The organism is Leisingera sp. MMG026 (assembly GCF_021654205.1).
GTDB lineage: Bacteria > Pseudomonadota > Alphaproteobacteria > Rhodobacterales > Rhodobacteraceae > Leisingera.
Genome location: NZ_JAKFZM010000003.1, coordinates 27,004 through 48,752 on the forward strand (window position 1 = coordinate 27,004; position 21,749 = coordinate 48,752).

Here is a 21,749-nt window from a genome sequence, read left to right on the forward strand (position 1 = left end):
CGCCTTTGCGCCCGCTGCGGCCGCGATCTGCCGCCGAATGAGGCGCCTTGCGAGAATGCAGTTTTCCCCGCCCGGCAAATCCACTAATGTCGCGCAAAATCACAATGGTCTGGGGGGATCGGGTGTCACGCTACGACAGATACGTGCTGTCACAATATCTGCTCTTCTTCGGCTTTTTTGCGCTGATTCTGGTGGCCGTGTTCTGGGTCAACCGGGCTGTTGTGCTGTTTGACCGGCTGATCGGCAATGGTCAGTCGGCCTTGGTGTTCCTTGAGTTCACCGCGCTCACCCTGCCGAACCTCATCCGCATGGTGCTGCCGATTGCCGCCTTTGGCGCCTCGGTCTGGGTCACCAACCGGCTGAACAGCGAAAGCGAGCTGACAGTGCTGCGCGCCACCGGCACCAGCCCCTGGCAGATGGCGCGGCCGGCCCTTGCATTCGGCGTCATCACGGCACTGATGATGTCGGCTCTGACCCACTACCTGCTGCCGGCGTCGATCAGCCAGTTGGAAGTCCGTGAAAGCGAAGTCTCCCGCAACATCACCGCCAAGCTGCTGAGCGAGGGCGATTTCCTGCACCCGGCAGACGGTGTTACCTTCTATATCCGCCAGATCGACCCGGACGGCACCTTGAACGACGTTTTCCTGTCTGACCGCCGCGACCCGGCGACCACGGTGACCTATACCGGCGCCCGCGCCTTTCTGGTACGCGACGAAGGCAGCGCGCATCTGATTATGGTGGAAGGCATGGCGCAGCGGCTGGACAATCAGACGCAACGGCTTTCGACCACGTTCTTCTCGGATTTTTCGTATGATATCAGCGCACTGGCCCGGAAGTCTGAAAATAAGTCGCGCAACATCCGTGCGATCCCAAGCCTGGAACTGATGACCAGCACCCAGGCCGTCACCCGCAGCGATGGCTACTCCGCAGGCGCCCAGGCCGAGGAACTGCACCTGCGCTTTGCCCGTGCCCTGGTCTGTGTGGCCGTCGCCCTGATCGGATTTTCCGCGCTGATGCTGGGAACGTTCTCGCGGTTCGGCGTCTGGCGTCAGGCTTTCCTCGCCTTTGTTGTGCTGATTTTTGTCGAGGGCTTGCGCGGAGTTGTCTCGGAGCCGGTTCTGCAAAACCCCAGCCTGTGGCCGCTGATTTACCTGCCGACCTTGCTGGGGCTTTTGGTGGCGCTGATCTTCCTGATTTTATCAGTCCGGCCCAAACGGACCCGGGCGGAGGCGCCCGCATGAAGCTTGATCTCTATTATGCGCGCCGCTTTCTGCAGTGGTTCCTGGTGATTGTTGCGGTGCTGATGACACTGGTGGTGCTGATCGACCTGAACGAACAGGTCCGCCGGTTTGAGGCGATCGACCTCAGCCTGCCGCAATTGCTTGGCCTGACCCTGCTGAACGTTCCGGCCGCCCTCAGCGAGTTCCTGCCGCTGATCATGATCCTGTCGACCATCGTGCTGTTTGTCGGCCTTGCCCGCAGCAGCGAGCTGGTGGTGACCCGCGCCATCGGCCGGTCCGGCATCCGCGCGCTGGCGGCACCGGTGCTGGTGGCCGCGGCAATCGGCGCCTTGGCGGTCACCATGCTGAACCCGATCGCTTCGGCCACCGCCAACCGCTATCAGGACCTGGCCGAGACCTATCACAACGGCGGGCCGTCGGCGCTGTCGCTGTCCGGCGAAGGCCTGTGGCTGCGCCAGGGCGGCGCCAGGGGCCAGTCGGTCATCCACGCCAAAGGCTACAGCGGCGACGCGGCGGATATCACTTTGCTTGACGTGTCGATCCACGCCTATACCAGTGTCGGCGGCCTGGTCCGCCGCATCATTGCCGACAGCGCCCGGCTGGAGGGCAGCAACTGGATCCTGTCCAATGCCAAAACCTGGCCGCTGGCGGCTGGCATCAACCCCGATTCCAACGCCGCCCGGCATGACGAGCTGCATTTGCCCACAACACTGACCACCGACCGGATCCGCGATACCCTGGGCACGGCCAGCGGCATCTCGATCTACGATCTGCCCTCCACAATCCGCGAATTGTCTGCCGCAGGTTTTACCACCAAACGCTACGAGGTCCGCTATCAGGCGGAACTGGCCCGCCCTCTGTTTCTTATCGCCATGGTTCTGGTCGGTGCCTCCTTCACCATGCGGCACGCGCGCTTTGGCGGCACCGGCCTGGCGGTGCTGATGGCGGTCCTTTTGGGATTCGGGCTTTATTTCATCCGCAATTTCGCGCAAATCCTTGGCGAGAACGGGCAAATCCCTGTGGCCCTGGCCGCATGGGCGCCGCCCGCCGCCGCGATACTTTTGACCTTGGGACTGCTTCTCCATGCCGAAGACGGGTAAATTGCGCCGCGCACTGCTTCTTTCGGCTGTGCTGCCCTGGCTCGCCCTGACAGCCCCGGCGCAGACCGCGGCACTGCCTGATCCGGCGCAGCCCGCGATGCTGGTTGCAGATCAGGTCTTCATCACCCCTGACCGCACCTTGGTGGCCGAAGGCAATGTCGAGGCGTTTCAAGGCGATATCCGGCTGCGCGCGCAAAAGATCACGTTTGATCAGACCACCGGCACCCTGCAGATCGAAGGCCCGATCCGCATCGACCAGCAAGGCGATATCACCATACTGGCCACCGCTGCCGAGCTGGACCGCGACCTGCGCAACGGATTGCTGACCGGCGCCCGCATGGTGTTCCAGCAGCAGCTGCAGCTGGCCTCGCTTCAAATGACCCGGGTCAGCGGCCGCTACACACAGCTGTACAAGACCGCCGTCACCTCCTGCCATGTGTGCGAGGATGGACGCCCGCCGCTCTGGCAGATCCGGGCTGAGCGGGTGACCCACGACCAGCAGGCACGCCAGCTCTATTTCGAAAGCGCCCAGCTGCGGGTGCTGGACGTGCCGGTGTTCTATTTTCCGGCGATCCGCCTGCCTGATCCTTCACTGGAGCGGGCCAGCGGATTTCTGGTGCCTTCGATACGCTCCACGTCGAATCTCGGCACCGGGGTCAAGGCGCCCTATTTCTTCACGCTTGGCCCGCACCGCGACCTGACGCTCGCGCCCTATATTTCGTCCAGCACCCAGACGCTGGACGTCCGCTACCGCCAGGCCTTCCGCCGCGGCAGGATCGAATTCAACGGGGCCTACACCCGCGACGATCTGTTTTCCGGCGAAGACCGCGGCTACATCTTTGGCGAAGGCCAGTTCGATCTGCCGCGGGACTTCCGCTTCACCTTTGATGTCAAAGCGGTCTCGGACGACGCCTATCTCGAGGACTACGGCCTGCCGGAACTGGACCGTTTGCGGTCCGAGGCGGTGCTGTCCCGCGCCAAACGCGACAGCCTGTTCCGCGCCTCCCTGACCCATTACAAAACCCTGCGTACCAGCGAAGAGCAGGCGAACATTCCTTCTGGAATCGCGGAAGCCTTCTATCAGACCCGCCACCATCCCGCCCTCACCGGCGGCGAGCTGCGGCTGACCCTGCAGGGCCATGGCCACCGCCGCAGCTCCAGCATCGACGGCACCGCCACTGACAGCAACGGGCGTGACCTTGCGCGGCTCACTGCCGACATTGACTGGCGCCGCAGCTGGCGCCTGGGCTATGGCATCCTGGCGGAATGGGAGCTCGGCGCCGCAGCAGACGCGTTCCGCGCTTATGACGACAGTTTCTTCAACGAAGAGGTCACCCGCCTGACGCCGCGCACCGCGCTGACCCTGCGTCTGCCGATGAGCCGCCGCGAGGCTGGCGGCGCCACCCAGTACCTGGAGCCGATCCTGCAGCTGGGCTGGCGCGACGAGGGCGGCGGCAGCGTGGTCACCGAGGAAAGCCGCTTTGTCGAGTTTGACCAGGGCAATCTGTTGTCACTGTCGCGGTTTCCCTCCACCGACGCCCGCGAGGACGGCCTGACCCTGGTCTACGGCGCCAACTGGGCGCGTTATGCGCCCACCGGCTGGCAGGCCTATGCAACCGTCGGCCAGGTGCTGCGCAGCGACGGCGATGACCGGTTCACCAAAAGCTCCGGCCTCAGCGGCACCTCCTCGGATTTCCTGCTGGCAGGCCAGATCAAATTCGGCGACGGGCTGGCCCTCTCTACCCGCGGCTTGCTGAACGGTTCACTGAACTTCTCCAAGGCAGAACTGCGCGGCGACTGGCGCACCAGCCGCTCCAGCCTTTCCGGCACCTATCTGTGGCTCGGCACCGACCCCGATGAAGACCGGGCCGAGGAAAGTTCGGAGCTGTGGGTCGACGGCAGCTATGATTTCACCCCCAGCTGGTCCGCCAGTGCCCGGCTGCGCTATGATATTTCCGACGCCCGCGCCACCCGTGCAGGTCTCGGCGTGGCCTACAGCAACGAATGCGTGACGGTCGACCTTTCAGTCAACCGCCGCTATACCTCAACAACAAGTGTTGAGCCGACAACCGATTTCGGCTTTACCATCTCGCTCAGCGGATTTTCCGTAAAGAGCGGCAGCAAACAGTACAGGCGGTCATGCAGCAAGACGTGAATACCCGGTTCCCGGCTCCTTTCCTTTCCCGTGCTCTCAAAACCGCAGCCGCGCTGGCGCTGGCCGCGGGGCTGTCCTGGACCGGCCTGCCGGCAGGAGCACAAAACCTCTTTGCCCCGGCCATCACCGTGAATGACGAGGTCATCACCCGGTATGAGCTGGAACAGCGCGCCCGCTTCCAATCGGCGCTGCGGGTGCCCGGCGATCCTCTGGCCACCGCCCGCGAAGAGCTGATCAACGACCGGCTCAAACTCGCTGAACTGGAGCAGGCCGGGATCGAACTGGCCGAAGAAGATATCACCGCCGGCATGGAAGAGCTGGCCGCACGCGCCAACCTGTCGCTGAACGAATTTCTCACCGCCTTGCAGCAAAGCGGCGTGGAGCCGCAAACCCTGCGCGATTTCACCAAGGTCGGGCTGGGCTGGCGGGAATACACCCGCGCCCGCTTCCTGTCCCGCGCCCGCCCCACTCCGGAGGAGATTGACCGCGCCATGGGCTCGGCCGGCACCGGCAGCGTCCAGGTTCTTCTCAGCGAATTCATCGTTCCGATCAACGAACAGAACGCAGCGCAGGTCGAAGAGCTGATCGAACAGGTCGCCCGGCTGAAAGGCTACGACAGCTTCTCAGCTGCCGCTTCCCAGTATTCTGCTGCCGCCAGCCGCAACGAGGGCGGACGCCTGCCCTGGATGCCGCTGACCCAGCTGCCGCCGCAGCTGCAAGAGGTTGCGCTGGCGCTGAAACCCGGCGAGATTTCCGAACCGCTGCCGCTGCAAAGCGCTGTGGCCCTGTTCCAGATGCGCGGCGTGCGCGAAGTTGAGGGCGCAGCACCGCGCTTCACCGCGATCGAATACGCTGCCTATCATGTGCCCGGCGGCCGCACGCCCGAAGGGCTTGCCGCGGCGCAAAAGGTGGTGGACAGCGTCGACACCTGCGAAGATTTCTATGGGCTGGCCCAGGGTCAGGACCCCTCGGTGCTGGATGTGCAAAGCCTGCAGCCGTCAGAAATCCCCCGCGATATCGCGCTGGAACTGGCCAAACTGGACCCGGGTGAGACCTCCACTACGCTGACCCGCAACAACGGCCAGACACTGATGGTGCTGATGCTCTGTGGCCGCACTGCCGACCTGGGCGAGGACAGCTCGCGCGAGACCGTGGCCAATGCGCTGACGGCACAGCGGATGGCCTCACTGGCCGGCAGCTACCTTGAACAGCTGCGCGCCGACGCCCGGATCAACATCAAATGAGCTTATCCGGGCCGATTGCCCTTAGCTGCGGCGAACCCGCAGGCATCGGCCCGGAAATTGCCGTCAAGGCTTGGGACGCACTGCGCAGCTCTTGCCCGTTCTTCTGGATCGGCGACCCGCGCCACCTGCCTGCGGGCACCCCGGTCAAGGAAATCACCGCCCCGGCTGAGGCTGCTGCAGCCTGCACAGACAGCTTCCCGGTACTGCCTCTCGCCTTTGGCGGCAGCGCAGCCAAGGGCGCTGCCGACCCGGCCAACGCCGCTGGCGTCATCCGGTCCATTGAGACCGCAGTCCAATTGGTCCAGACCGGCAAAGCCGCCGCTGTCTGCACCGCCCCGATCCACAAAAAGGCGCTGATTGACGGCGCCGGCTTTGCCTATCCCGGCCACACCGAATTTCTGGCGTCCCTCGCCGGCCGCAATCGCGTGGTAATGATGCTGGCCAGCGAGCAGCTGCGGGTTGTGCCCGCCACAATCCACATCGCTTTGTCCGAAGTCCCTAAGGTCCTGACCCCGGAACTGCTGCGCGAAACCGTTGAGATCACCGCTGCCGGCCTAAGCGGTCAGTTCGGCATCGCAGCGCCCCGCATTGCTGTCGCCGGGCTCAACCCGCATGCAGGCGAAGGCGGCGCCATGGGCCATGAGGAATTGGATTGGATCAACGCCCTGATCCGTCAGATGCAGTCGGAAGGCCTGAATGTCACCGGCCCGCACCCGGCGGACACACTGTTCCATGCGGCCGCCCGCACCCGCTATGACGCGGCGGTCTGCATGTATCACGACCAGGCGCTGATCCCGATCAAGACGCTGGATTTCGACCGCGGCGTCAATGTAACCTTGGGCCTGCCCTTCATCCGCACCTCGCCCGATCACGGCACCGCCTTTGACATCGCAGGCACCGGCCAAGCCAACCCAACCAGCCTGATCGAAGCCCTGAAGCTGGCGCAGCGGATGGCTGCCAGCCCTTGATTCTTCCCCGGACGGCAAATATCCCCGCCGGAGGCATGAAATCTCTGGCGCGCCGCCCGCGCCATGTCCCAAGGTACAGATGATATGAGCGCTATCGATAGCCTTCCTCCCCTGCGTGACGTGATCGCAACGCATCAATTGTCGGCGCGCAAATCACTGGGCCAGAATTTCCTGCTGGACCTGAATCTCACCGCCAAGATCGCCCGCCAAGCCGGTGATCTGACGGGCTGTGATGTGCTGGAAATCGGCCCCGGCCCTGGCGGGCTGACACGCGGGCTGCTGGCCGAAGGCGCCCGGCGGGTGCTGGCAGTAGAGAAAGACAGCCGCTGCCTGCCCGCATTGCAGGAAATCGCAGATGCCTATCCGGGCCGGTTTGAAGTCATCAACGGCGACGCGCTGGAGATCGACCCGCTGGCGCATTTGACCCCGCCGATCCGCATCGCCGCCAACCTGCCCTATAACGTCGGCACCGAGCTGCTGGTGCGCTGGCTGACACCCAAGGAGTGGCCGCCGTTCTGGCAGAGCCTCACCCTGATGTTCCAGCGCGAGGTGGCCGAGCGTATCGTGGCCCTGCCCGGCTCCAAGGCCTATGGCCGGCTGGCAATCCTGGCGCAATGGCGGGCCGATGCACGCATTGTGCTGTCGTTGCCGCCCGGCGCCTTCACCCCGCCGCCCAAAGTCTCCAGCGCGGTGGTGCATCTCGATGCCCTGCCCGAGCCGCGCTTCCCGGCTGATGCAGCCATCCTGTCGCGTGTCGTGGCCACGGCCTTCAACCAGCGCCGCAAAATGCTGCGCTCCTCGCTCAAAGGCGTCTCACCGGTGATCGAGGACCACCTTAACGCTGCCGGCATCCCGCCCACCGAACGCGCTGAACAGGTGAGCCTTGAGGCCTTCTGCGCGCTTGCCCGCGAACTGGCCAAAGCCTGAACAGAAACGGAAAAAACCCCCGGGCAGTCAGCGCCGGGGGTCTTTTTGATTGCCGGATCCGGCGCTGATTACTCAGCCGCCTCTGCCGGGCCTTCTTCGGCCTTCGGCTTGGGCTTGGCGCGCGGACGGGCTGGTTTCTTCGGCGCCGGTGCCTCGCCGCCTTCACTTGCTGCAGGCGCATCGGCAGCCTTGGCCGCGGGTTTGCGCGGGCGGGGCTTGCGGGCCGGAGCCTTTTTGGCGGGTGCTTCAGCCGGCGCTTCAGCAGATGCTGCCGACTGGCTTTCCGGTGTTTCCACCAGGCCGCTGTCGCCGCCGTTGCCATTGTCGCCGCGCGGGTCGATCATCTCGGGCTGCGGGGCCGCTGCCGGATCAGCTGCGGGCGGTGCCGCTGCGGGGGATGCCGCTGCGGCAGCCGCAGCTTCCCGCTCCTGGCGTTCCAGCCGCTCGGTGCGTTCGCGGTCGCGCTCGGCCTGGCGTTCGCGGTTCTGCCGCTCCTGCTCATCGCGGCGCGCATCGATTTCGCGCTGTGCTTCATTGAGCAGCCGCAGATAATGCTCTGCATGCTGCTGGAAATTCTCTGCCGCAACCCGGTCATTGCTCAGCTGCGCGTCCCGCGCCAGCTGATTGTATTTGTCAATGATCTGCTGCGGGGTTCCGCGCACCTTGCCTTCGGGACCGGAGCTGTCGAACACCCGGTTGACAACATTGACGCCATTCGGGCGATTCCGGTTGTTCGACTTGGAACGTGAACGTGATTTTGACGATCTCATATGCCTAGCGTAAGCCTTGAGTTAATGCGCCGTAGACCCTGTTCTACGCGTCTTAGCGCCGGATCATTAGCTTTTTTGGGCTTGATGCCGCGGGAAGGCTTGGAAAGCGTTCTCCTGAAGCGGCTCTTCTTGAGTAACCATGTTACGAAGCCCCAGACAAGGGGCACAACAGTGTTTTCTTTGATTTTTCTTCCGAAATTGTGAATCTTCGCGTTAAAAGCGGTGTTTTGCGCCGGAATGCGCCCGTACCACCCGGTCCCGGCCGTCCAAATCCGGCAGCACAGCAATGCCGCTTAACCCTGCCATTTCCAGCAGCGCGCCGACCGCCTGCCCCTGCGTCGGGCCGATTTCCAACAGCACCCGCCCGCCCGGCGCCAGATGCGCCGCAGCCTGCGCAGCTATCCGCCGGTAGGCGCCCAGCCCGTCGCCGCCATCTGTAAGTGCAATGCCCGGCTCATGCCCGCGCACCTCTGCGGACAGCCCGTCCATCTCGTCCAGCGCAATATAGGGCGGGTTGGATACGATCAGATCAAACGTCCCCTCGACACTCTCAAACCAGTCCGACTGCTGAATATCTGCCCGCGCTTCAACCCGGTGCAAAACGGCATTGGCGCTAGCCTGCAGGCAGGCCGCCTCGCTGATGTCCACCCCCAGTCCGGTGGCCTCCTGCCGCTCGGCCAGCAACGTCACCAGAATACAGCCCGAGCCAACGCCTAAGTCCAGCACCCGCGCGTATGGTTCCGCCAGTGCGGCCTCTATCAGGATCTCTGTTTCGGGCCGCGGATCCAGAACATCGCGGGACACTTTGAAACGGCGGCCATAGAATTCCCGCTCGCCGATCAGATGCGAGACCGGCACCCGCACCGCCCTAAGCGAAATCAGCTGCTCATACCGTTCTGCTACTTCCTGCGCCAGCTCCTCGGGCGCGATCAGCGTCACCCGGCTGGCTTCGATCCGCGCCGCATGGGCCAGCAGCACCCGCGCATCCCGCGCCGGGTCATGAACCCCGGCCGCGCGCAGCCGGGACGCCGCTGCTGCCATCGCCTGTGCCGCGGTTTCTGCCATGCTCACTGCCCCATCTCGGCCAGAAGCCGCGCCTGATTGTCTGCAGTCAGCGCATCGACAATCTCGTCCAGATCGCCGCCCATCACCTGATCCAGCTTGTAAAGCGTCAGGTTGATGCGGTGATCGGTCATCCGCCCTTGCGGAAAATTATAGGTGCGGATGCGTTCCGACCGGTCGCCCGAGCCCACCTGGCTTGCCCGGTCCGCAGACCGCTCATTGTCGATCCGCTGCCGTTCCAGATCATAGAGCCGGGTTTTCAGCACCTGCATGGCAATTTCGCGGTTTCGGTGCTGGGATTTCTCTGACGACGTCACGATCAGCCCGGTCGGCAGGTGGGTGATACGGACAGCCGAGTCGGTGGTGTTCACATGCTGCCCGCCCGCACCCGAGGCCCGCATGGTATCAATACGGATGTCGTTGGCATCAATATGAATGTCCACATCCTCGGCCTCCGGCAGCACCGCCACAGTGGCCGCCGAGGTATGTATGCGCCCTCCGCTTTCTGTGGTTGGCACCCGCTGCACCCGGTGGACGCCGGATTCATATTTCAGCCGGGCAAAGACATTCTCACCCTTGATATGCGCCACCACTTCCTTGATGCCGCCCAGCTCGGTCGCCTGTTCCTCGATGATCTCGACTTTCCAGCCCTGCGCCTCGGCATAACGCTGGTACATCCGCAGCAGATCGCCTGCAAACAGCGCCGCCTCGTCACCGCCGGTGCCGGGCCGGATTTCCAGCATCGCAGGGCGGCCATCGGCGGCGTCCTTGGGCAGCAAGGCCAGCTGCAGCGCCTGCTCAACTTCGGGGATTGCCGCCTTCAGCGCCGGGATCTCTTCCTCGGCCAGATCCTTCATGTCCGGATCACCCAGCATCAGCTCGGCTTCCTCCAGATCGCTCAGCAGCTTGCGGTAGGCCGTCACCTGCTCCGCCACCGGGCGCAGTCCGGAATATTCCTTGGCCAGCGCCGCAATGTCCCCGCCCCCGGCACCATCCGCCATTGCGGCTTCAAGATACTGAAACCGCTGCAGGATCTGTTCCAGCCGCTCTTCGGGGACCATGGGCGCGCCTATTCTTGTTCATGTTTTGGCCAAATCTTGCCTCTGTGATATGCTAGAGCCATGAAACATGCCAGTGCCCTTGTCGTTTCCATTCTAATGGCTGCCTCCGGCAGTGCCTGGGCTGATGTGACCGGGCCGGGCGGCAAAACCATCGACTGCTATTGCACCGACAAGTCCGGCAGCCGCGTCGAGCTGGGCGAGCTGCGCTGCCTGCAGGTCGACGGGCGCATGTTCATGGCGCAATGCCAAATGTCGCTGAACGTGCCGATGTGGCGCGAGGTGCAAAGCAGCTGCCTTTCGGCGTCGCTGGGGGCAAACTCCGGTTCTTCGAACGCGCCATCAGACCTGCCGCGGCTCTGAGCCGCCCCGCCGGCTGTTCCGCTGCCCCTGCAACGTGAATACAGATGTCCGGCAAAGACGTCTTCATTAAGCTGGGCAGCCCGGGCATTCGCTAACCTTCACCCGGGCCGCAGCCACGCTTGATCAAGTAGTTACGCGACAGCTCATCTCTGTTGAGTTCACGGCAGAGCGTCTTATGACCGCCCCCCACGCTCAGCCCCTGCCGCGTGGCACGGGGAAGGGATGCCTGCGCCATCAATCCACAAACGGGGTGGAGCCGTCCCAAGCCGAACTGCTCGCCACTGGCGCCACTGCCGCCGCCGGGGCGGGCTGCGCGGTGACGATGTAGTCTTGCCCCACGCCTGCGACGGGGAAGCCATCGCCTCCGGATGCGCAAGTGCCGGAGAAAATTTTGTAGTCCGGTGCAGTTGGCAACACCCTCACATTGATTTCCGCAACAGATCCATTACCGCATATCTGGCCAGAGACCTGTGTTCTGATCTCTTGCGCCGTCCAACTGGCACCGGCACTGCCGCTGAAGCGGCCATTTCCATCCTTGTCGAATCGCAATTCATTGCTGGCAGGCGCGCCGCCGCAGGCCGCCAGCAGCGCACAACAGGCAAAGTACAGAACAGGTTTGGAAAAACTTAAGGCCACGAAATATTCTCCATATTTTAATAAAACAGCGCTTTAGGTCAGCGCATGCGAATAACATCTGCTTTGGAAGATGCCACGAACCACACCCAACAAACACCCTGCCGGGTCAAGGGTGGCGCAGCCACCGCGCGCCAGCGCGGCTTGCCCTTGACGCGGCAGAAACAAACACAATCGAAAGGGCGTCTTCAGGGGCAGTCCTGCCCCTGAAGCGCTTCTCAGCAAAAACCGTGGCTCATCGGCCCATGGCCGATGAGCCTGCGCCGCGCTTTGCGCGGCGCCCGGCCCAACTGTGAGGGGCTTTTCCCAAAAGCCCGCGAACAGGCGGGAGCACACCCAGGGTGTTACTCTCCAGCAGCAGCAGCCTGTGGATCCTCCGCCATCTCCGCCAGCCAGGTGTTAATCCGCTCCTTGTTGGCGCCCAGATCCGACCGCCCGAACCGCAGCCGCGCATAGACCTTCAGCAGATCCCCGTCCTGTGCTGCAGTGGTGTAATCCGGAAATCCCAGCACCTGGGTGCGGGTGATATAGGTCACCATTCCGTCTGCCGGCCCGCCTGCCAGCACGCTGGTGCGCGGGGCGTGGCTGGCGATGCGGTGGAACCGCTCCAGCCCGTCCGGCCCCGAGCGCACCACCCGGAACACGCCACCGCGGAACTCCTTGTCTTCAGTGAACTCCGGCTGAGTGTTCCAATCCAGCGGATCGCTTGGCGCCAGCCGGACAAAGCCCAAGACAGCAATGCCTGCCGCCAATACCAGCCAAGCAAACAGCATCAGCCGCCTCATTGCGGTTTCAAGGTCAACCCTTGCCTCCTCCCTTTGCGGCCCTCCCCCGGCCTGACGTGCAGGCCGGACCGCTTATTTTGTCGTCACCCCCGGCAGCACGCACAGCAGCTCATAGAGCAGATTGGCACCCACCAAAGCCGTGTTGCCCGAGGGATCATACGGCGGCGACACCTCCACCAGGTCGCAGCCCACGATGTTCACCCCCTTCAGCGACCGGATCAGCTCCAGCGCCTGCGGCGTGGTCAGCCCGCCGATTTCCGGCGTGCCGGTTCCCGGTGCATAAGCCGGGTCCAGACTATCGATATCATAAGACACATAAACCGGCCTATTGCCGATATCGCGGCGAATTTCCGCACCCATCTGATGCAGCTGCCGCCCCCACAGCTCCGCCGCGGGGAAATGCTGAAAACCCCAGCTTTGCGCCTCGGTAAAATCGCTGGCGGCGTAACCTGTGCCGCGGATACCGATCTGATAAGTCTTGTCGGGGACAATCAGCCCTTCTTCAAAGGCGCGGCGGAACACGGTGCCATGGGTTTCGCGCTCACCGAACATCTCGTCGTTCACATCCGCATGGGCATCCACATGCACCAGCGCCACGGGGCCGTATTTCTTGGCAATCGCCCGCAGAATCGGCAGGGTGATCGAATGATCGCCGCCCATTGCCACCGGGATCACGCCGCCGGACAGGATCGCCTCATAGCTTTCCTGAATGATGCGCAGCGATTCCGGCAGCGAAAACGTGTTGATCGCCAGATCACCGATATCGCCAATGTTCAGACTGTCAAACGGCGCAGCACCTGTCGCCATGTTATAAGGCCGCAGCATCGCGCTTTCGGCCCGGATCTGCTTGGGGCCGAAACGGGTGCCCGACCGCCAGGAGGTGCCAATGTCCATTGGAACCCCCAGAACGGCCACATCCAGGCCCTCCAGAGAGGTTGCCTGCGGCAGCCGCATAAAAGTGTTGGGACCGGAGAACCGGGCCAGGTCATTGCCGCTGATCGGTTGATTGAAGTCAGTCATTGTCTCTCATGTTCCAGCCCAGTAGGCAGATGATTTCCGTCGCCACATGTGCCCCGGCAATAGCAGTTGCGCCAGTTGTGTCAAAGGGGGGAGAAACCTCGACCACGTCACCGCCCTTGATATTGATGCCGGCAATCTCCCGCAGGATGCGCGCCGCTTGCGCCGAGGTCAGCCCGCCCCAGACCGGCGTGCCGGTGCCGGGCGCATAAGCCGGGTCCAGGCAGTCGATGTCAAATGTCAGGTAAGCCGGGCGGTCGCCCAGGATCGCCTTGATCCGCTTCGCGGTCTCCACCGGCCCGATCTCATGCACTGTGGGGGCGTCAATGATGTTGACGCCCAGCGTATCGTCATTGGTGGTGCGGATCCCCACCTGAACGGATGTTGCCGGGTCCACGATCCCCATTTTCACCGCCTTATAGAACATGGTGCCGTGATCCACCCGGTCCATGTTGTCATCCGGCCAGGTGTCGGTATGGGCATCAAACTGCAGCAGCGAGATCGGCCCGTATTTCTCGGCATAGGCTTTCAGGATGGGAAAACTGATGTAGTGATCGCCGCCCAGCACAACCGATGCCGTGTCCTGTGCCAGAATGCCCCGGATATGCTCCGTCAGGGCGGTGGGAAATCCCGGCACATTGGCATGATCAAATGCCAGGTCGCCATAGTCGGCAATCGCCAGAGTGCTTAAGGGTTTATGCGGCCAGCCATAAGGTTCATCCGGGCTTTGCAAGGTAGAGGCCTCGCGGATCGCCCGCGGCCCCAGCCGCGTGCCGGGCCGGTTGGTCACCGCCTGGTCAAACGGCACGCCGGTGACGGCAATATCCACGCCGGTCAGGTCCTTGGTGTATTTACGGCGCAAAAATGACACCGCCCCGCCAAAGGTGATCTCAAAACTCAAACCCTTCATGTCCTCGCGGGTGAAGGCGTGATCGATCATGTGTTTTGCGTCTTCCAGTGCCATGGCGATGCATCCCTGTCCTTCGGCTTCAGCTTTTGATCAAATACCCGCTTTGCAGGCCCCTGTCATCTGCGCAGGCCCTTACCCGCCCACCGGCTGCGCCCGCTCCACCAGCCGGGCAAAGAACGACGCCCCGACCGGTGCGATCGCGTCGTTGAAATCATACTTGGGGTGATGCAGCCCCGCACTGCTGCCCTGACCCAGAAACAGGTAGGAGCCGGGCCGCGCCTGCAGCATATAGGCAAAATCCTCCGCCCCCATCTCGCGGCCGCCATCAGGCACAACATTGCCCTCGCCCGCGATCTCCTTGGCAACCTCCACCGCAAATGCGGTCTTCTCCGCATCGTTGAATGTGGCCGGATACCCGATCTCATAGTCCAGTTCCGCCTCAACACCGTAACTGGCAGCCTGCCCCGCCACGATCTCCTTCATCCGCCGCCTCACCATCTTCTGCACCTCCGGGTTAAAGGTGCGCACGGTGCCGTTGATATAGGCGGTATCCGGGATCACATTATCGACAGTGCCGGTATGGATCTGAGTAACCGAGACCACCAGATCCTCCAGCGTGTGATGGTTCCGCGACACGATGGTCTGGATCGCTTGCGCCATACCGCAGGCCGCCATCACCGGATCACGGGTTTCATGCGGCATCGCACCATGGCCGCCCTGCCCCTGAATGTGAATGTGAAAGGTGTCCACCGCCGCCATCAGCGCCCCGGGCGTGGTCAGGAAATGCCCCGCCGGCAGCCCCGGCGCATTGTGCAGCGCATAGATCTCGCCGATATTAAACCGCTCCATGATGCCCTCTTCGACCATGATGCGCGCGCCGCCGATCGCCTCCTCGGCGGGTTGAAAGATCAGCGCCGCCCGGCCCATGAAGTTACGCGTCTCCGCCAGGTATTTCGCCGCCCCCAGCAGCATGGCGGTATGCCCGTCATGGCCGCAGGCATGCATGTTGCCCGCATGACCCGAGGCGTAATCCACCCCTGTCTCCTCCGGGATCGGCAAAGCGTCCATATCAGCCCGCAAGCCGATGGTCGGACCATCCCCCTGCCCGTTGATGATCGCCACCATGCCGGTCTGCGCGATCCCCTCATGCAGCTCATCAACCCCGATTTCCCGCAACCGCTCCGCCACAAAGGCGGCGGTCTTGGGCAGGTCCAGCGCCAGCTCGGGGATCTGATGCAGATGCCGCCGCCAGGCCTTCATCTCCTCGGCGTAATCGGCAATACGGTTCACAACGGGCATTGGGGTGGACTCCTGCAGCAGACTCGGGATTGATGCATCAGACACTGGAACAAGAGCCGCCGCAATGCCCCAAACAGACCTGATTCACGATGAGACCGCAGGCATCGAACGCCTGCTTGAAATCATGGCGCGCCTGCGCGATCCCAAAACCGGCTGCCCCTGGGACATCGAACAGGATTTTGCCAGCATCGCCCCCTATACCATTGAAGAGGCTTACGAAGTTGCCGATGCAATCGACCGCGGAGCCTGGGATGAGCTGAAGGGCGAACTCGGTGATCTGCTGTTCCAATCCGTCTTCCACGCCCAGATGGCGCAGGAGGCAGGTCACTTCACCTTTCAGGACGTGGTCCGGACCATGTCGGACAAGATGGTCTCACGCCATCCGCATGTGTTCGGGGATGAAAACCGCGAGAAATCCGCCGAACAGCAAACCCGGGATTGGGAAGCGATCAAGGCAGCGGAACGCGCCGGAAAGGAACAGAAAGGCACACTGGATGGCGTCGCCGTGGGCCTGCCTGCCCTCTTGCGCGCCTACAAGTTGCAAAAACGCGCCGCGCGCGTCGGCTTTGACTGGCCCTCGGCCGACAATGTCATCGCCAAGATCACCGAGGAATGCGCCGAACTGGTCGAGGCCCGCGACACCCTCACTCAGACAGAAGTCGAAGAAGAATTCGGCGACCTGATGTTTGTGATGGCCAATCTGGGCCGCCATCTGGGGGTTGAGCCCGAAGCCGCCCTGCGCGCCGCCAATGCCAAATTCACCCGCCGGTTCGAAGGCGTCGAAGCCAAGCTAACCGCCCGCGGCAAACGCCCCGAGGACAGCGATCTGGCCGAAATGGACGCCCTCTGGGACGCGGTCAAGGCAGATGAACGCGCCTGAGCGCGCATCTTTCATTCATCTTTCTTCAAATACTCATATCCCGGCGGCGCAGCCGCCGGGCAGCCAAAGGCTTCAGGCCAGGCCGGCCTTTTTCAGGTTTCCCATGATGGTCTTGAAGTCCTGAATGATCTTTTCCTTCTTCATCAGATCTTTCCACAGCTTCTCGCCGGTCTTCTTGTCGCCAACAGCGATATTGACCATCACATCCTTCAGCTTTTTCACATCGGTGATGCCCAGCAGCTTGGCCGCCTTCTTGGGATCGCCCATCCGGTTTTCGGCCACGTATTTCTTGTATTCATCGCTGCCGGTGAAGCCCATCACATCCTTGTTCAGCATCAGGACGACTTCTCTCTTGCCGGTCTCGATGATCTTCTTCCAATCGCCGCTCTTGAAGTCCTTCTTCTCCGCCAGAAGCTTGGCCGCATTGTAGGTCTTCGAGGTGATATTGACCGGCTCCTTGCCCTTTTTCTGATCCATATAGCGGGCCCACAGCGATTCCGGGTTGCCCTTGTTCTGCGTGAACATGAACTCATTCAGACAGTAACGCCGCTTGCAGTACTCCATGTAAGAAGCGGTCATCTTCTTGTCCTTCAGAATGTCGCCGACAACTTTGGGATCATTGCTCATGTCTCTTATTCCTCATGAAAATCAAAATACATCTTCCGGCAAAACACCGCAGAACCAATACTTCCCGTTTCCGGGCTTCAAAAGCCGCTGCGCATCCGGGACCATCCCGCCCCGCCTGACGCTGCGTCAAGCAACCATAGAAAGCAAACGCCGCAACGGCAAACTTCCGTCGCAGAAAATGTCCGGAAATTTGCACCGCCGGTGCGGCAGCGGTTCAATCCCGGCTAAACTGCGCGTAGTCTCATGGCTCACCAGCAGCGGAGAGTGCCATGGCACCGAGAAAAATCATCATCGACACCGATCCGGGACAGGATGATGCAGTGGCCATCCTGCTGGCGCTGGCCAGCCCCGAAGACCTGGATCTGCTTGGCATCACCTGTGTCGCAGGCAATGTGCCGCTTGCGCTCACCAGCAAGAACGCCCGAATTGCCTGCGAAGCTGCCGGCAAGACGCATGTGCCGGTTTACGCGGGCAGCAAGGCGCCGCTTTGCCGGCCGCTGATCACCGCCGAACATGTGCACGGCCAAACCGGCCTCGACGGGCCAACGCTATGGGAGCCGGACATGCCGCTTGCCGCAGGGCACGGCGTCGATTTCATCATCGACACCCTGCGCCGGGAACCAGCAGGCACTGTCACCCTCTGCACGCTGGGGCCGCTCACGAACATTGCCGCCGCCTTTAACCGGGCGCCCGACATCATCGAACGGGTGCAGGACGTCGTGATGATGGGCGGCGCTTATTTCGAGGTCGGCAACATAACCCCGGCGGCTGAATTCAACATTTACGTCGACCCGGAAGCCGCTGAAATCATGTTCAGATCCGGCGCGCCGATCACCGTGATGCCACTGGACGTGACGCATAAGGTGCTGGCCACCCAACCCCGCGTCGAAGCAATCCGCGCCCTGAATTCCCGCGTGGGAACCTTCACCGCAGATATGCTCGATTTTTTCGAACGCTTCGATGTGGAAAAATACGGCTCCGAAGGCGGCCCGCTGCATGACCCCTGTGTCATTGCCTGGCTGTTGCAGCCCGGCCTGTTCGCCGGCCGTCATGTGAATGTCGAGATCGAAACACGCTCCGAACTCACCCTTGGCATGACCGTCGCCGATTGGTGGGGCGTCACCGGCCGAAAACCCAACGCCCTGTTTATCGGCGATGCCGACGCGGACGGTTTCTTTAAACTCCTGACCGAAAGGCTCGCCCGACTATGAGCGCCGCCCTGCATCTTGCCAAGCCTGAACACCTGGACCGGGTGCTGGCGCTGGTTGCCGCCTTCCATGCCGAATCCGGTCTGGAAACAACCGAGGACCACCGCCGCGCCGGGGTTGAGCCGCTGCTGAACGGGCACCCTTACGGCGCGGTTTACCTGATCGGCCCGACCCGCGCGCCGATCGGCTATATCGTCATCACCTTTGGCTGGTCGGTGGAATTCGGCGGCATGGACGGCTTTGTGGATGAACTGTACATCCGCCCCGCGGTGCGCGGCCGCGGCGTTGCCACCGAGGTGCTGACCGAACTGCCGAAAACCCTGGCCACGGCTGGATTGCGTGCCCTGCATCTGGAGGTGGACCGTGAAAACGAGACCGCCCGGCGGCTCTATCTGCGTACCCGGTTTAAGCCGCGCGACAGCTACATGCTGATGACCAAGGAGATGTAAGCCAAAAGGCACAGCCGTCAAGCTGCGCCCTCTGACCAGCTCTCCCCCCAAAGAGCCTGTTCTATCGCTGCCGGAATGGCAGTTGGAGCTGCGGCAGGCACGGTGGCAATTCAAAACAGCCAGACAAAACAATGTGCCAGTTCGCGCGGTGATGGAACCTCACGCACCGCGGCGGACTAAATGTGCCGCCGCACTCTCCTTAGGTCTGACGCTCCGCCCCCCGGCCAGGGCGCCAGCCATCCGGTCCTGAATTCCCGGATGGTAGATGAAACCGGCCGTTGCACTCACAACTTCTGACCGGATCCGGCGGTGCAGCGGCATCCCCGCCAAGCGGGAAGTATTCCGGGCTGCTGCACCCTGGTAGTATTGAAAGACCCGCTGGAATTGCCAATTTGCGAAAACCTTGTTTTGGCATGCTGGTCTCTCCTCTCCCGCGGTAACACCCGGACCGCGTAAGACTAAGGTAACATGTCCGTGAAAGCCCGTCTGTGAACCGGGCCACACAACCGCGGGCCCTGTTTTCCGTTCACCTTCTGCATCCTGCCCTGCCTGCGGGCGGAGCTAAAGAAAAGCAAAGTCGCGGAACGTCGCCGCCTCACCCAGTTTACCCCCATCCGCCCCCAGCAAGGGCCAGATGATGGCATTGCGGATCTCGAACCGCCGCCCCAGGGCACTGATCCGCACGCCTGTGTAATTGCTGATAAAGCCCTTTGCGCGCATCTCAGCGAACATCGTGTCCCGCTGGCCCCGATGCGTCGGCTCCGCCGTCAGCCGCGACGGCATGGCTGTCAGCTGCTCCCAGCCCATCTCCCACAAGCGCTGCGCCGCCAGATTGCCATAGGTCAGCACCGGATCGGCGGCAGTGTTGTGCGACAGCACCGGGAAAGGCGCACGGTACAGCGCCTCGGCATCCGCCCCCTCCAGCAGCGGGCGGTCGGTGGCCTGGGCAAAGGACGTCAGCAGCAGGTCCGCGTGGGCGGTTTGATAGCTGTTTTCCGGAGAGGGTGTCTGCATCATTTATTTTTGTCCTCTGCCGGTTCCGTCGTGGCTGCATGCGGGAAAGCCAATCACGCGGCTGCGTATCTGACCAATGGCAATTGAGTAGAAGCCGTGTTCTTTTCCTGCATCATCCGCAGCTGCCGCAAAGACACCGGGCGCTGGCTCGCAAAGTTGGTGTTCTCAATCAAATGGGTACGGACACACGCCTCCGGCCCGTTGTAAACGATTTCGGCCTTCAGCTTTTTATAGTCAAGCAACAGGACAATAAGAAAATCGGCACCAGTGTTATGCGGTCGAAAATGTGCCGCTCCTTTAGGGTCCCCAGTTGCCTTGATCTGAACAGTCCTTCCGTCGGCTATCGTCGCATCGATACCCGGACTATTGTTGGCCGTGATTTTGAGACCAAAAGCGCGGGAGGCGATTGCTTCTCCGATGTCGCCTACAAGCTTGCCATCCAGAGTAAACTTCAAACCTGAACCCGCGAATTCATCTTCCAGCTTTGCCCGTGCTTCGAACAGAGTTTTCACCGCTTCAGGCAGGTTCAAAAATACGCCCATCGAAATGACTCCTCGAAAAAAGAAGGGCTGATTGACACCAGCCCTTCCGGATCATTCTTCGTAATGGAGGCGCTCAGCGCTTCAGGATCGAACGGCCTGCGTATTCGGCCACTTCGCCCAGCATTTCCTCAATCCGGATCAGCTGGTTGTACTTGGCGAGCCGGTCAGAGCGCGCCAGCGAGCCGGTCTTGATCTGGCCGCAGTTGGTGGCAACCGCCAGGTCGGCAATGGTGGCGTCCTCGGTCTCGCCCGAGCGGTGCGACATCACGTTGGTGTAGCGCGCACGATGCGCCATATCGACCGCCTTCAGGGTCTCGGTCAGGGTGCCGATCTGGTTCACCTTCACCAGCATCGAGTTGGCGCAGCCGCGCTCGATGCCCTCGGCCAGGCGCGCCGGGTTGGTCACAAACAGGTCGTCGCCCACCAGCTGCACCTTATCGCCGATCTCCTGGGTCAGCGCCTTCCAGCCGTCCCAGTCGTCTTCGCCCATGCCGTCTTCGATCGAAATGATCGGATAGTCGTTCACCAGCGCCGCCAGATAGGCCACGTTTTCCTCGGACGACAGGGTCTTGCCCTCGCCGGACAGCACGTATTTACCGTCCTTGTAATACTCGGTCGCCGCGCAATCCAGTGCCAGATAAATTTCCTCACCCGGCTTATAGCCTGCCTTCTCGATAGATTTCAGAACGAAATCAAGGGCTTCGCGGGTCGAGACAATGTTGGGGGCAAAGCCGCCCTCGTCGCCGATACCGGTCGAAAGACCCGCCGCCGACAGCTCTTTCTTCAGGGTGTGGAACACTTCGGACCCCATGCGCACCGCGTCGCGGATGTTCTCCGCGGCCACCGGCATGATCATGAATTCCTGAATGTCGATCGGGTTGTCGGCGTGCTCACCGCCGTTGATGATGTTCATCATCGGCACCGGCAGCACCCGCGCCGAAGTGCCGCCGATATAGCGGTACAGCGGCTGGGTGGTGAAATCGGCCGCAGCCTTTGCCACCGCCATCGACACGCCCAGGATCGCGTTGGCGCCCAAGCGGGCTTTGTTCTCGGTGCCGTCCAGCTCGATCATCGCCATATCCACGGCGACCTGCTCGCAGGCGTCAAAGCCGACCAGTTCCTCGGCGATTTCGCCGTTCACTGCGGCGACCGCTTCCAGCACGCCTTTTCCGAGGTAACGGGATTTGTCGCCGTCGCGCTTCTCCACTGCCTCATAGGCGCCGGTCGAGGCGCCCGAAGGCACGGCGGCGCGGCCCATGGTGCCGTCTTCCAGGATCACGTCGACCTCAACCGTCGGGTTGCCCCGGCTGTCGAGAATCTCACGGGCGTGAATGTCGATAATGGTGCTCATCTGTCCATCCTTGGTTTGGCCTGAAAGCGGCGCGTTCTGTTGCCAGCGTCATACCAGCCGCGGCGGAAATGTAAACCGGGCGCGTTATCGCTAACACACATGAAAGCGGCGGTTTAGGGCTAACATTGCTCTGTTTGCGCCAACAG

23 protein-coding genes are annotated in these 21,749 nt (G+C 62.4%); 11 read left to right on the forward strand and 12 right to left on the reverse strand.

Annotated elements, in window-relative coordinates; genetic code table 11:
* Positions 1-122 precede the first annotated feature (122 nt).
* From lptF to rsmA, 6 genes are all read left to right on the forward strand, one after another.
* The gene (gene lptF, locus L1069_RS02340) at positions 123-1,241 is read left to right on the forward strand and encodes an LPS export ABC transporter permease LptF (protein WP_237454738.1); all 1,119 of its coding nucleotides are present in this window, start codon (positions 123-125) and stop codon (positions 1,239-1,241) included.
* Positions 1,238-2,341: an LPS export ABC transporter permease LptG gene (gene lptG, locus L1069_RS02345; RefSeq protein ID WP_237454651.1), complete on the forward strand. Its 1,104-nt coding sequence runs from the start codon at positions 1,238-1,240 to the stop codon at positions 2,339-2,341. Before lptF ends, lptG begins: the two co-directional genes overlap by 4 nt.
* A complete protein-coding gene (gene lptD, locus L1069_RS02350; protein WP_237454652.1) occupies positions 2,325-4,496 on the forward strand; it encodes an LPS assembly protein LptD in 2,172 nt (723 codons plus the stop codon). The genes lptG and lptD overlap by 17 nt, the downstream gene beginning before the upstream one ends.
* Positions 4,481-5,740, forward strand: a complete 1,260-nt coding sequence (locus L1069_RS02355; RefSeq protein ID WP_237454653.1) for a peptidylprolyl isomerase — start codon at positions 4,481-4,483, stop codon at positions 5,738-5,740. Before lptD ends, L1069_RS02355 begins: the two co-directional genes overlap by 16 nt.
* Positions 5,737-6,708 (forward strand): 4-hydroxythreonine-4-phosphate dehydrogenase PdxA, encoded by a 972-nt coding sequence (gene pdxA, locus L1069_RS02360; protein WP_237454654.1) that lies wholly within the window; start codon positions 5,737-5,739, stop codon positions 6,706-6,708. Before L1069_RS02355 ends, pdxA begins: the two co-directional genes overlap by 4 nt.
* 84 nt (positions 6,709-6,792) lie before the next feature.
* Positions 6,793-7,635, forward strand: a complete 843-nt coding sequence (gene rsmA / locus L1069_RS02365) for a 16S rRNA (adenine(1518)-N(6)/adenine(1519)-N(6))-dimethyltransferase RsmA (protein WP_237454655.1) — start codon at positions 6,793-6,795, stop codon at positions 7,633-7,635.
* A gap of 68 nt (positions 7,636-7,703) precedes the next feature.
* Here rsmA and L1069_RS02370 read toward each other — a convergent pair whose 3' ends face one another.
* The 3 genes from L1069_RS02370 to prfA all read right to left on the reverse strand — a co-directional run bounded on the left by L1069_RS02370 (position 7,704) and on the right by prfA (position 10,528).
* Positions 7,704-8,405 (reverse strand): DUF4167 domain-containing protein, encoded by a 702-nt coding sequence (locus L1069_RS02370; protein ID WP_237454656.1) that lies wholly within the window; start codon positions 8,403-8,405, stop codon positions 7,704-7,706.
* A 213-nt stretch (positions 8,406-8,618) separates the two neighbouring features.
* A complete protein-coding gene (gene prmC / locus L1069_RS02375; RefSeq protein WP_237454657.1) occupies positions 8,619-9,470 on the reverse strand; it encodes a peptide chain release factor N(5)-glutamine methyltransferase in 852 nt (283 codons plus the stop codon).
* 2 nt (positions 9,471-9,472) lie between these two features.
* A complete protein-coding gene (gene prfA / locus L1069_RS02380; RefSeq protein ID WP_237454658.1) occupies positions 9,473-10,528 on the reverse strand; it encodes a peptide chain release factor 1 in 1,056 nt (351 codons plus the stop codon).
* A 60-nt stretch (positions 10,529-10,588) separates the two neighbouring features.
* Between prfA and L1069_RS02385 the strand changes: the two genes are divergently transcribed.
* Positions 10,589-10,888 carry a hypothetical protein gene (locus L1069_RS02385; protein ID WP_237454659.1) on the forward strand — a complete coding sequence of 100 codons (300 nt, stop codon included), beginning with the start codon at positions 10,589-10,591 and terminating at the stop codon, positions 10,886-10,888.
* A gap of 234 nt (positions 10,889-11,122) precedes the next feature.
* Here L1069_RS02385 and L1069_RS02390 read toward each other — a convergent pair whose 3' ends face one another.
* The 5 genes from L1069_RS02390 to L1069_RS02410 form a co-directional block, all read right to left on the reverse strand.
* Entirely contained in the window at positions 11,123-11,524 is a 402-nt protein-coding gene (locus tag L1069_RS02390) for a hypothetical protein (protein ID WP_134830066.1), read from the reverse strand.
* A 341-nt stretch (positions 11,525-11,865) separates the two neighbouring features.
* Entirely contained in the window at positions 11,866-12,306 is a 441-nt protein-coding gene (locus tag L1069_RS02395; protein ID WP_134830067.1) for a DUF1499 domain-containing protein, read from the reverse strand.
* Positions 12,307-12,378: 72 nt separating this feature from the next.
* The gene (gene speB / locus L1069_RS02400; protein ID WP_129371185.1) at positions 12,379-13,326 is read right to left on the reverse strand and encodes an agmatinase; all 948 of its coding nucleotides are present in this window, start codon (positions 13,324-13,326) and stop codon (positions 12,379-12,381) included.
* Complete coding sequence (gene speB / locus L1069_RS02405; RefSeq protein WP_237454660.1) at positions 13,319-14,287, reverse strand: agmatinase; 969 nt, start codon at positions 14,285-14,287, stop codon at positions 13,319-13,321. The genes speB (L1069_RS02400) and speB (L1069_RS02405) overlap by 8 nt, the downstream gene beginning before the upstream one ends.
* A gap of 78 nt (positions 14,288-14,365) precedes the next feature.
* The gene (locus L1069_RS02410; protein WP_237454661.1) at positions 14,366-15,532 is read right to left on the reverse strand and encodes a M20 aminoacylase family protein; all 1,167 of its coding nucleotides are present in this window, start codon (positions 15,530-15,532) and stop codon (positions 14,366-14,368) included.
* Positions 15,533-15,596: 64 nt separating this feature from the next.
* Here L1069_RS02410 and mazG point away from each other — a divergent pair, with 64 nt between their 5' ends.
* Positions 15,597-16,412, forward strand: a complete 816-nt coding sequence (mazG, locus tag L1069_RS02415; RefSeq protein WP_237454662.1) for a nucleoside triphosphate pyrophosphohydrolase — start codon at positions 15,597-15,599, stop codon at positions 16,410-16,412.
* Between the two features lie 72 nt (positions 16,413-16,484).
* Here mazG and L1069_RS02420 read toward each other — a convergent pair whose 3' ends face one another.
* On the reverse strand, positions 16,485-17,039 hold the full coding sequence (locus L1069_RS02420) for a hypothetical protein (RefSeq protein WP_237454663.1): 555 nt from the start codon (positions 17,037-17,039) through the stop codon (positions 16,485-16,487).
* Between L1069_RS02420 and L1069_RS02425 the strand changes: the two genes are divergently transcribed.
* The 3 genes from L1069_RS02425 to L1069_RS02435 are packed head-to-tail and all read left to right on the forward strand — an operon-like array spanning position 17,038 to position 18,696.
* On the forward strand, positions 17,038-17,355 hold the full coding sequence (locus tag L1069_RS02425) for a hypothetical protein (RefSeq protein WP_237454664.1): 318 nt from the start codon (positions 17,038-17,040) through the stop codon (positions 17,353-17,355). The genes L1069_RS02420 and L1069_RS02425 overlap by 2 nt on opposite strands.
* The gene (locus L1069_RS02430; protein ID WP_237454665.1) at positions 17,309-18,250 is read left to right on the forward strand and encodes a nucleoside hydrolase; all 942 of its coding nucleotides are present in this window, start codon (positions 17,309-17,311) and stop codon (positions 18,248-18,250) included. Before L1069_RS02425 ends, L1069_RS02430 begins: the two co-directional genes overlap by 47 nt.
* Positions 18,247-18,696: a GNAT family N-acetyltransferase gene (locus tag L1069_RS02435; protein WP_129371191.1), complete on the forward strand. Its 450-nt coding sequence runs from the start codon at positions 18,247-18,249 to the stop codon at positions 18,694-18,696. Before L1069_RS02430 ends, L1069_RS02435 begins: the two co-directional genes overlap by 4 nt.
* Before the next feature lie 561 nt (positions 18,697-19,257).
* Here L1069_RS02435 and L1069_RS02440 read toward each other — a convergent pair.
* From L1069_RS02440 to eno, 3 genes are all read right to left on the reverse strand, one after another.
* Entirely contained in the window at positions 19,258-19,713 is a 456-nt protein-coding gene (locus L1069_RS02440; RefSeq protein WP_237454666.1) for an MEKHLA domain-containing protein, read from the reverse strand.
* A gap of 50 nt (positions 19,714-19,763) precedes the next feature.
* A complete protein-coding gene (locus L1069_RS02445; RefSeq protein WP_237454667.1) occupies positions 19,764-20,252 on the reverse strand; it encodes a hypothetical protein in 489 nt (162 codons plus the stop codon).
* 73 nt (positions 20,253-20,325) lie between these two features.
* The gene (gene eno / locus L1069_RS02450; RefSeq protein WP_237454668.1) at positions 20,326-21,603 is read right to left on the reverse strand and encodes a phosphopyruvate hydratase; all 1,278 of its coding nucleotides are present in this window, start codon (positions 21,601-21,603) and stop codon (positions 20,326-20,328) included.
* Between the last annotated feature and the right edge of the window lie 146 nt (positions 21,604-21,749).

Excerpts from the sequence above, each read along its gene's own strand:
- prfA (WP_237454658.1), bottom strand. The coding sequence starts at position 10,528 with ATGGTCCCCGAAGAGCGGCTGGAACAGATCCTGCAGCGGTTTCAGTAT.
- speB (WP_237454660.1), bottom strand. The coding sequence starts at position 14,287 with ATGGCACTGGAAGACGCAAAACACATGATCGATCACGCCTTCACCCGC.
- L1069_RS02435 (WP_129371191.1), top strand. The coding sequence starts at position 18,247 with ATGAGCGCCGCCCTGCATCTTGCCAAGCCTGAACACCTGGACCGGGTG.
- L1069_RS02355 (WP_237454653.1), top strand. The coding sequence starts at position 4,481 with ATGCAGCAAGACGTGAATACCCGGTTCCCGGCTCCTTTCCTTTCCCGT.
- L1069_RS02420 (WP_237454663.1), bottom strand. The coding sequence starts at position 17,039 with ATGAGCAATGATCCCAAAGTTGTCGGCGACATTCTGAAGGACAAGAAG.
- L1069_RS02445 (WP_237454667.1), bottom strand. The coding sequence starts at position 20,252 with ATGGGCGTATTTTTGAACCTGCCTGAAGCGGTGAAAACTCTGTTCGAA.
- eno (WP_237454668.1), bottom strand. The coding sequence starts at position 21,603 with ATGAGCACCATTATCGACATTCACGCCCGTGAGATTCTCGACAGCCGG.
- prmC (WP_237454657.1), bottom strand. The coding sequence starts at position 9,470 with ATGGCAGAAACCGCGGCACAGGCGATGGCAGCAGCGGCGTCCCGGCTG.
- lptG (WP_237454651.1), top strand. The coding sequence starts at position 1,238 with ATGAAGCTTGATCTCTATTATGCGCGCCGCTTTCTGCAGTGGTTCCTG.
- L1069_RS02370 (WP_237454656.1), bottom strand. The coding sequence starts at position 8,405 with ATGAGATCGTCAAAATCACGTTCACGTTCCAAGTCGAACAACCGGAAT.
- mazG (WP_237454662.1), top strand. The coding sequence starts at position 15,597 with ATGCCCCAAACAGACCTGATTCACGATGAGACCGCAGGCATCGAACGC.
- speB (WP_129371185.1), bottom strand. The coding sequence starts at position 13,326 with ATGACTGACTTCAATCAACCGATCAGCGGCAATGACCTGGCCCGGTTC.
- lptD (WP_237454652.1), top strand. The coding sequence starts at position 2,325 with ATGCCGAAGACGGGTAAATTGCGCCGCGCACTGCTTCTTTCGGCTGTG.
- pdxA (WP_237454654.1), top strand. The coding sequence starts at position 5,737 with ATGAGCTTATCCGGGCCGATTGCCCTTAGCTGCGGCGAACCCGCAGGC.
- L1069_RS02440 (WP_237454666.1), bottom strand. The coding sequence starts at position 19,713 with ATGATGCAGACACCCTCTCCGGAAAACAGCTATCAAACCGCCCACGCG.
- L1069_RS02410 (WP_237454661.1), bottom strand. The coding sequence starts at position 15,532 with ATGCCCGTTGTGAACCGTATTGCCGATTACGCCGAGGAGATGAAGGCC.
- rsmA (WP_237454655.1), top strand. The coding sequence starts at position 6,793 with ATGAGCGCTATCGATAGCCTTCCTCCCCTGCGTGACGTGATCGCAACG.
- L1069_RS02395 (WP_134830067.1), bottom strand. The coding sequence starts at position 12,306 with ATGAGGCGGCTGATGCTGTTTGCTTGGCTGGTATTGGCGGCAGGCATT.
- L1069_RS02430 (WP_237454665.1), top strand. The coding sequence starts at position 17,309 with ATGGCACCGAGAAAAATCATCATCGACACCGATCCGGGACAGGATGAT.
- L1069_RS02385 (WP_237454659.1), top strand. The coding sequence starts at position 10,589 with ATGAAACATGCCAGTGCCCTTGTCGTTTCCATTCTAATGGCTGCCTCC.
- L1069_RS02425 (WP_237454664.1), top strand. The coding sequence starts at position 17,038 with ATGTCTCTTATTCCTCATGAAAATCAAAATACATCTTCCGGCAAAACA.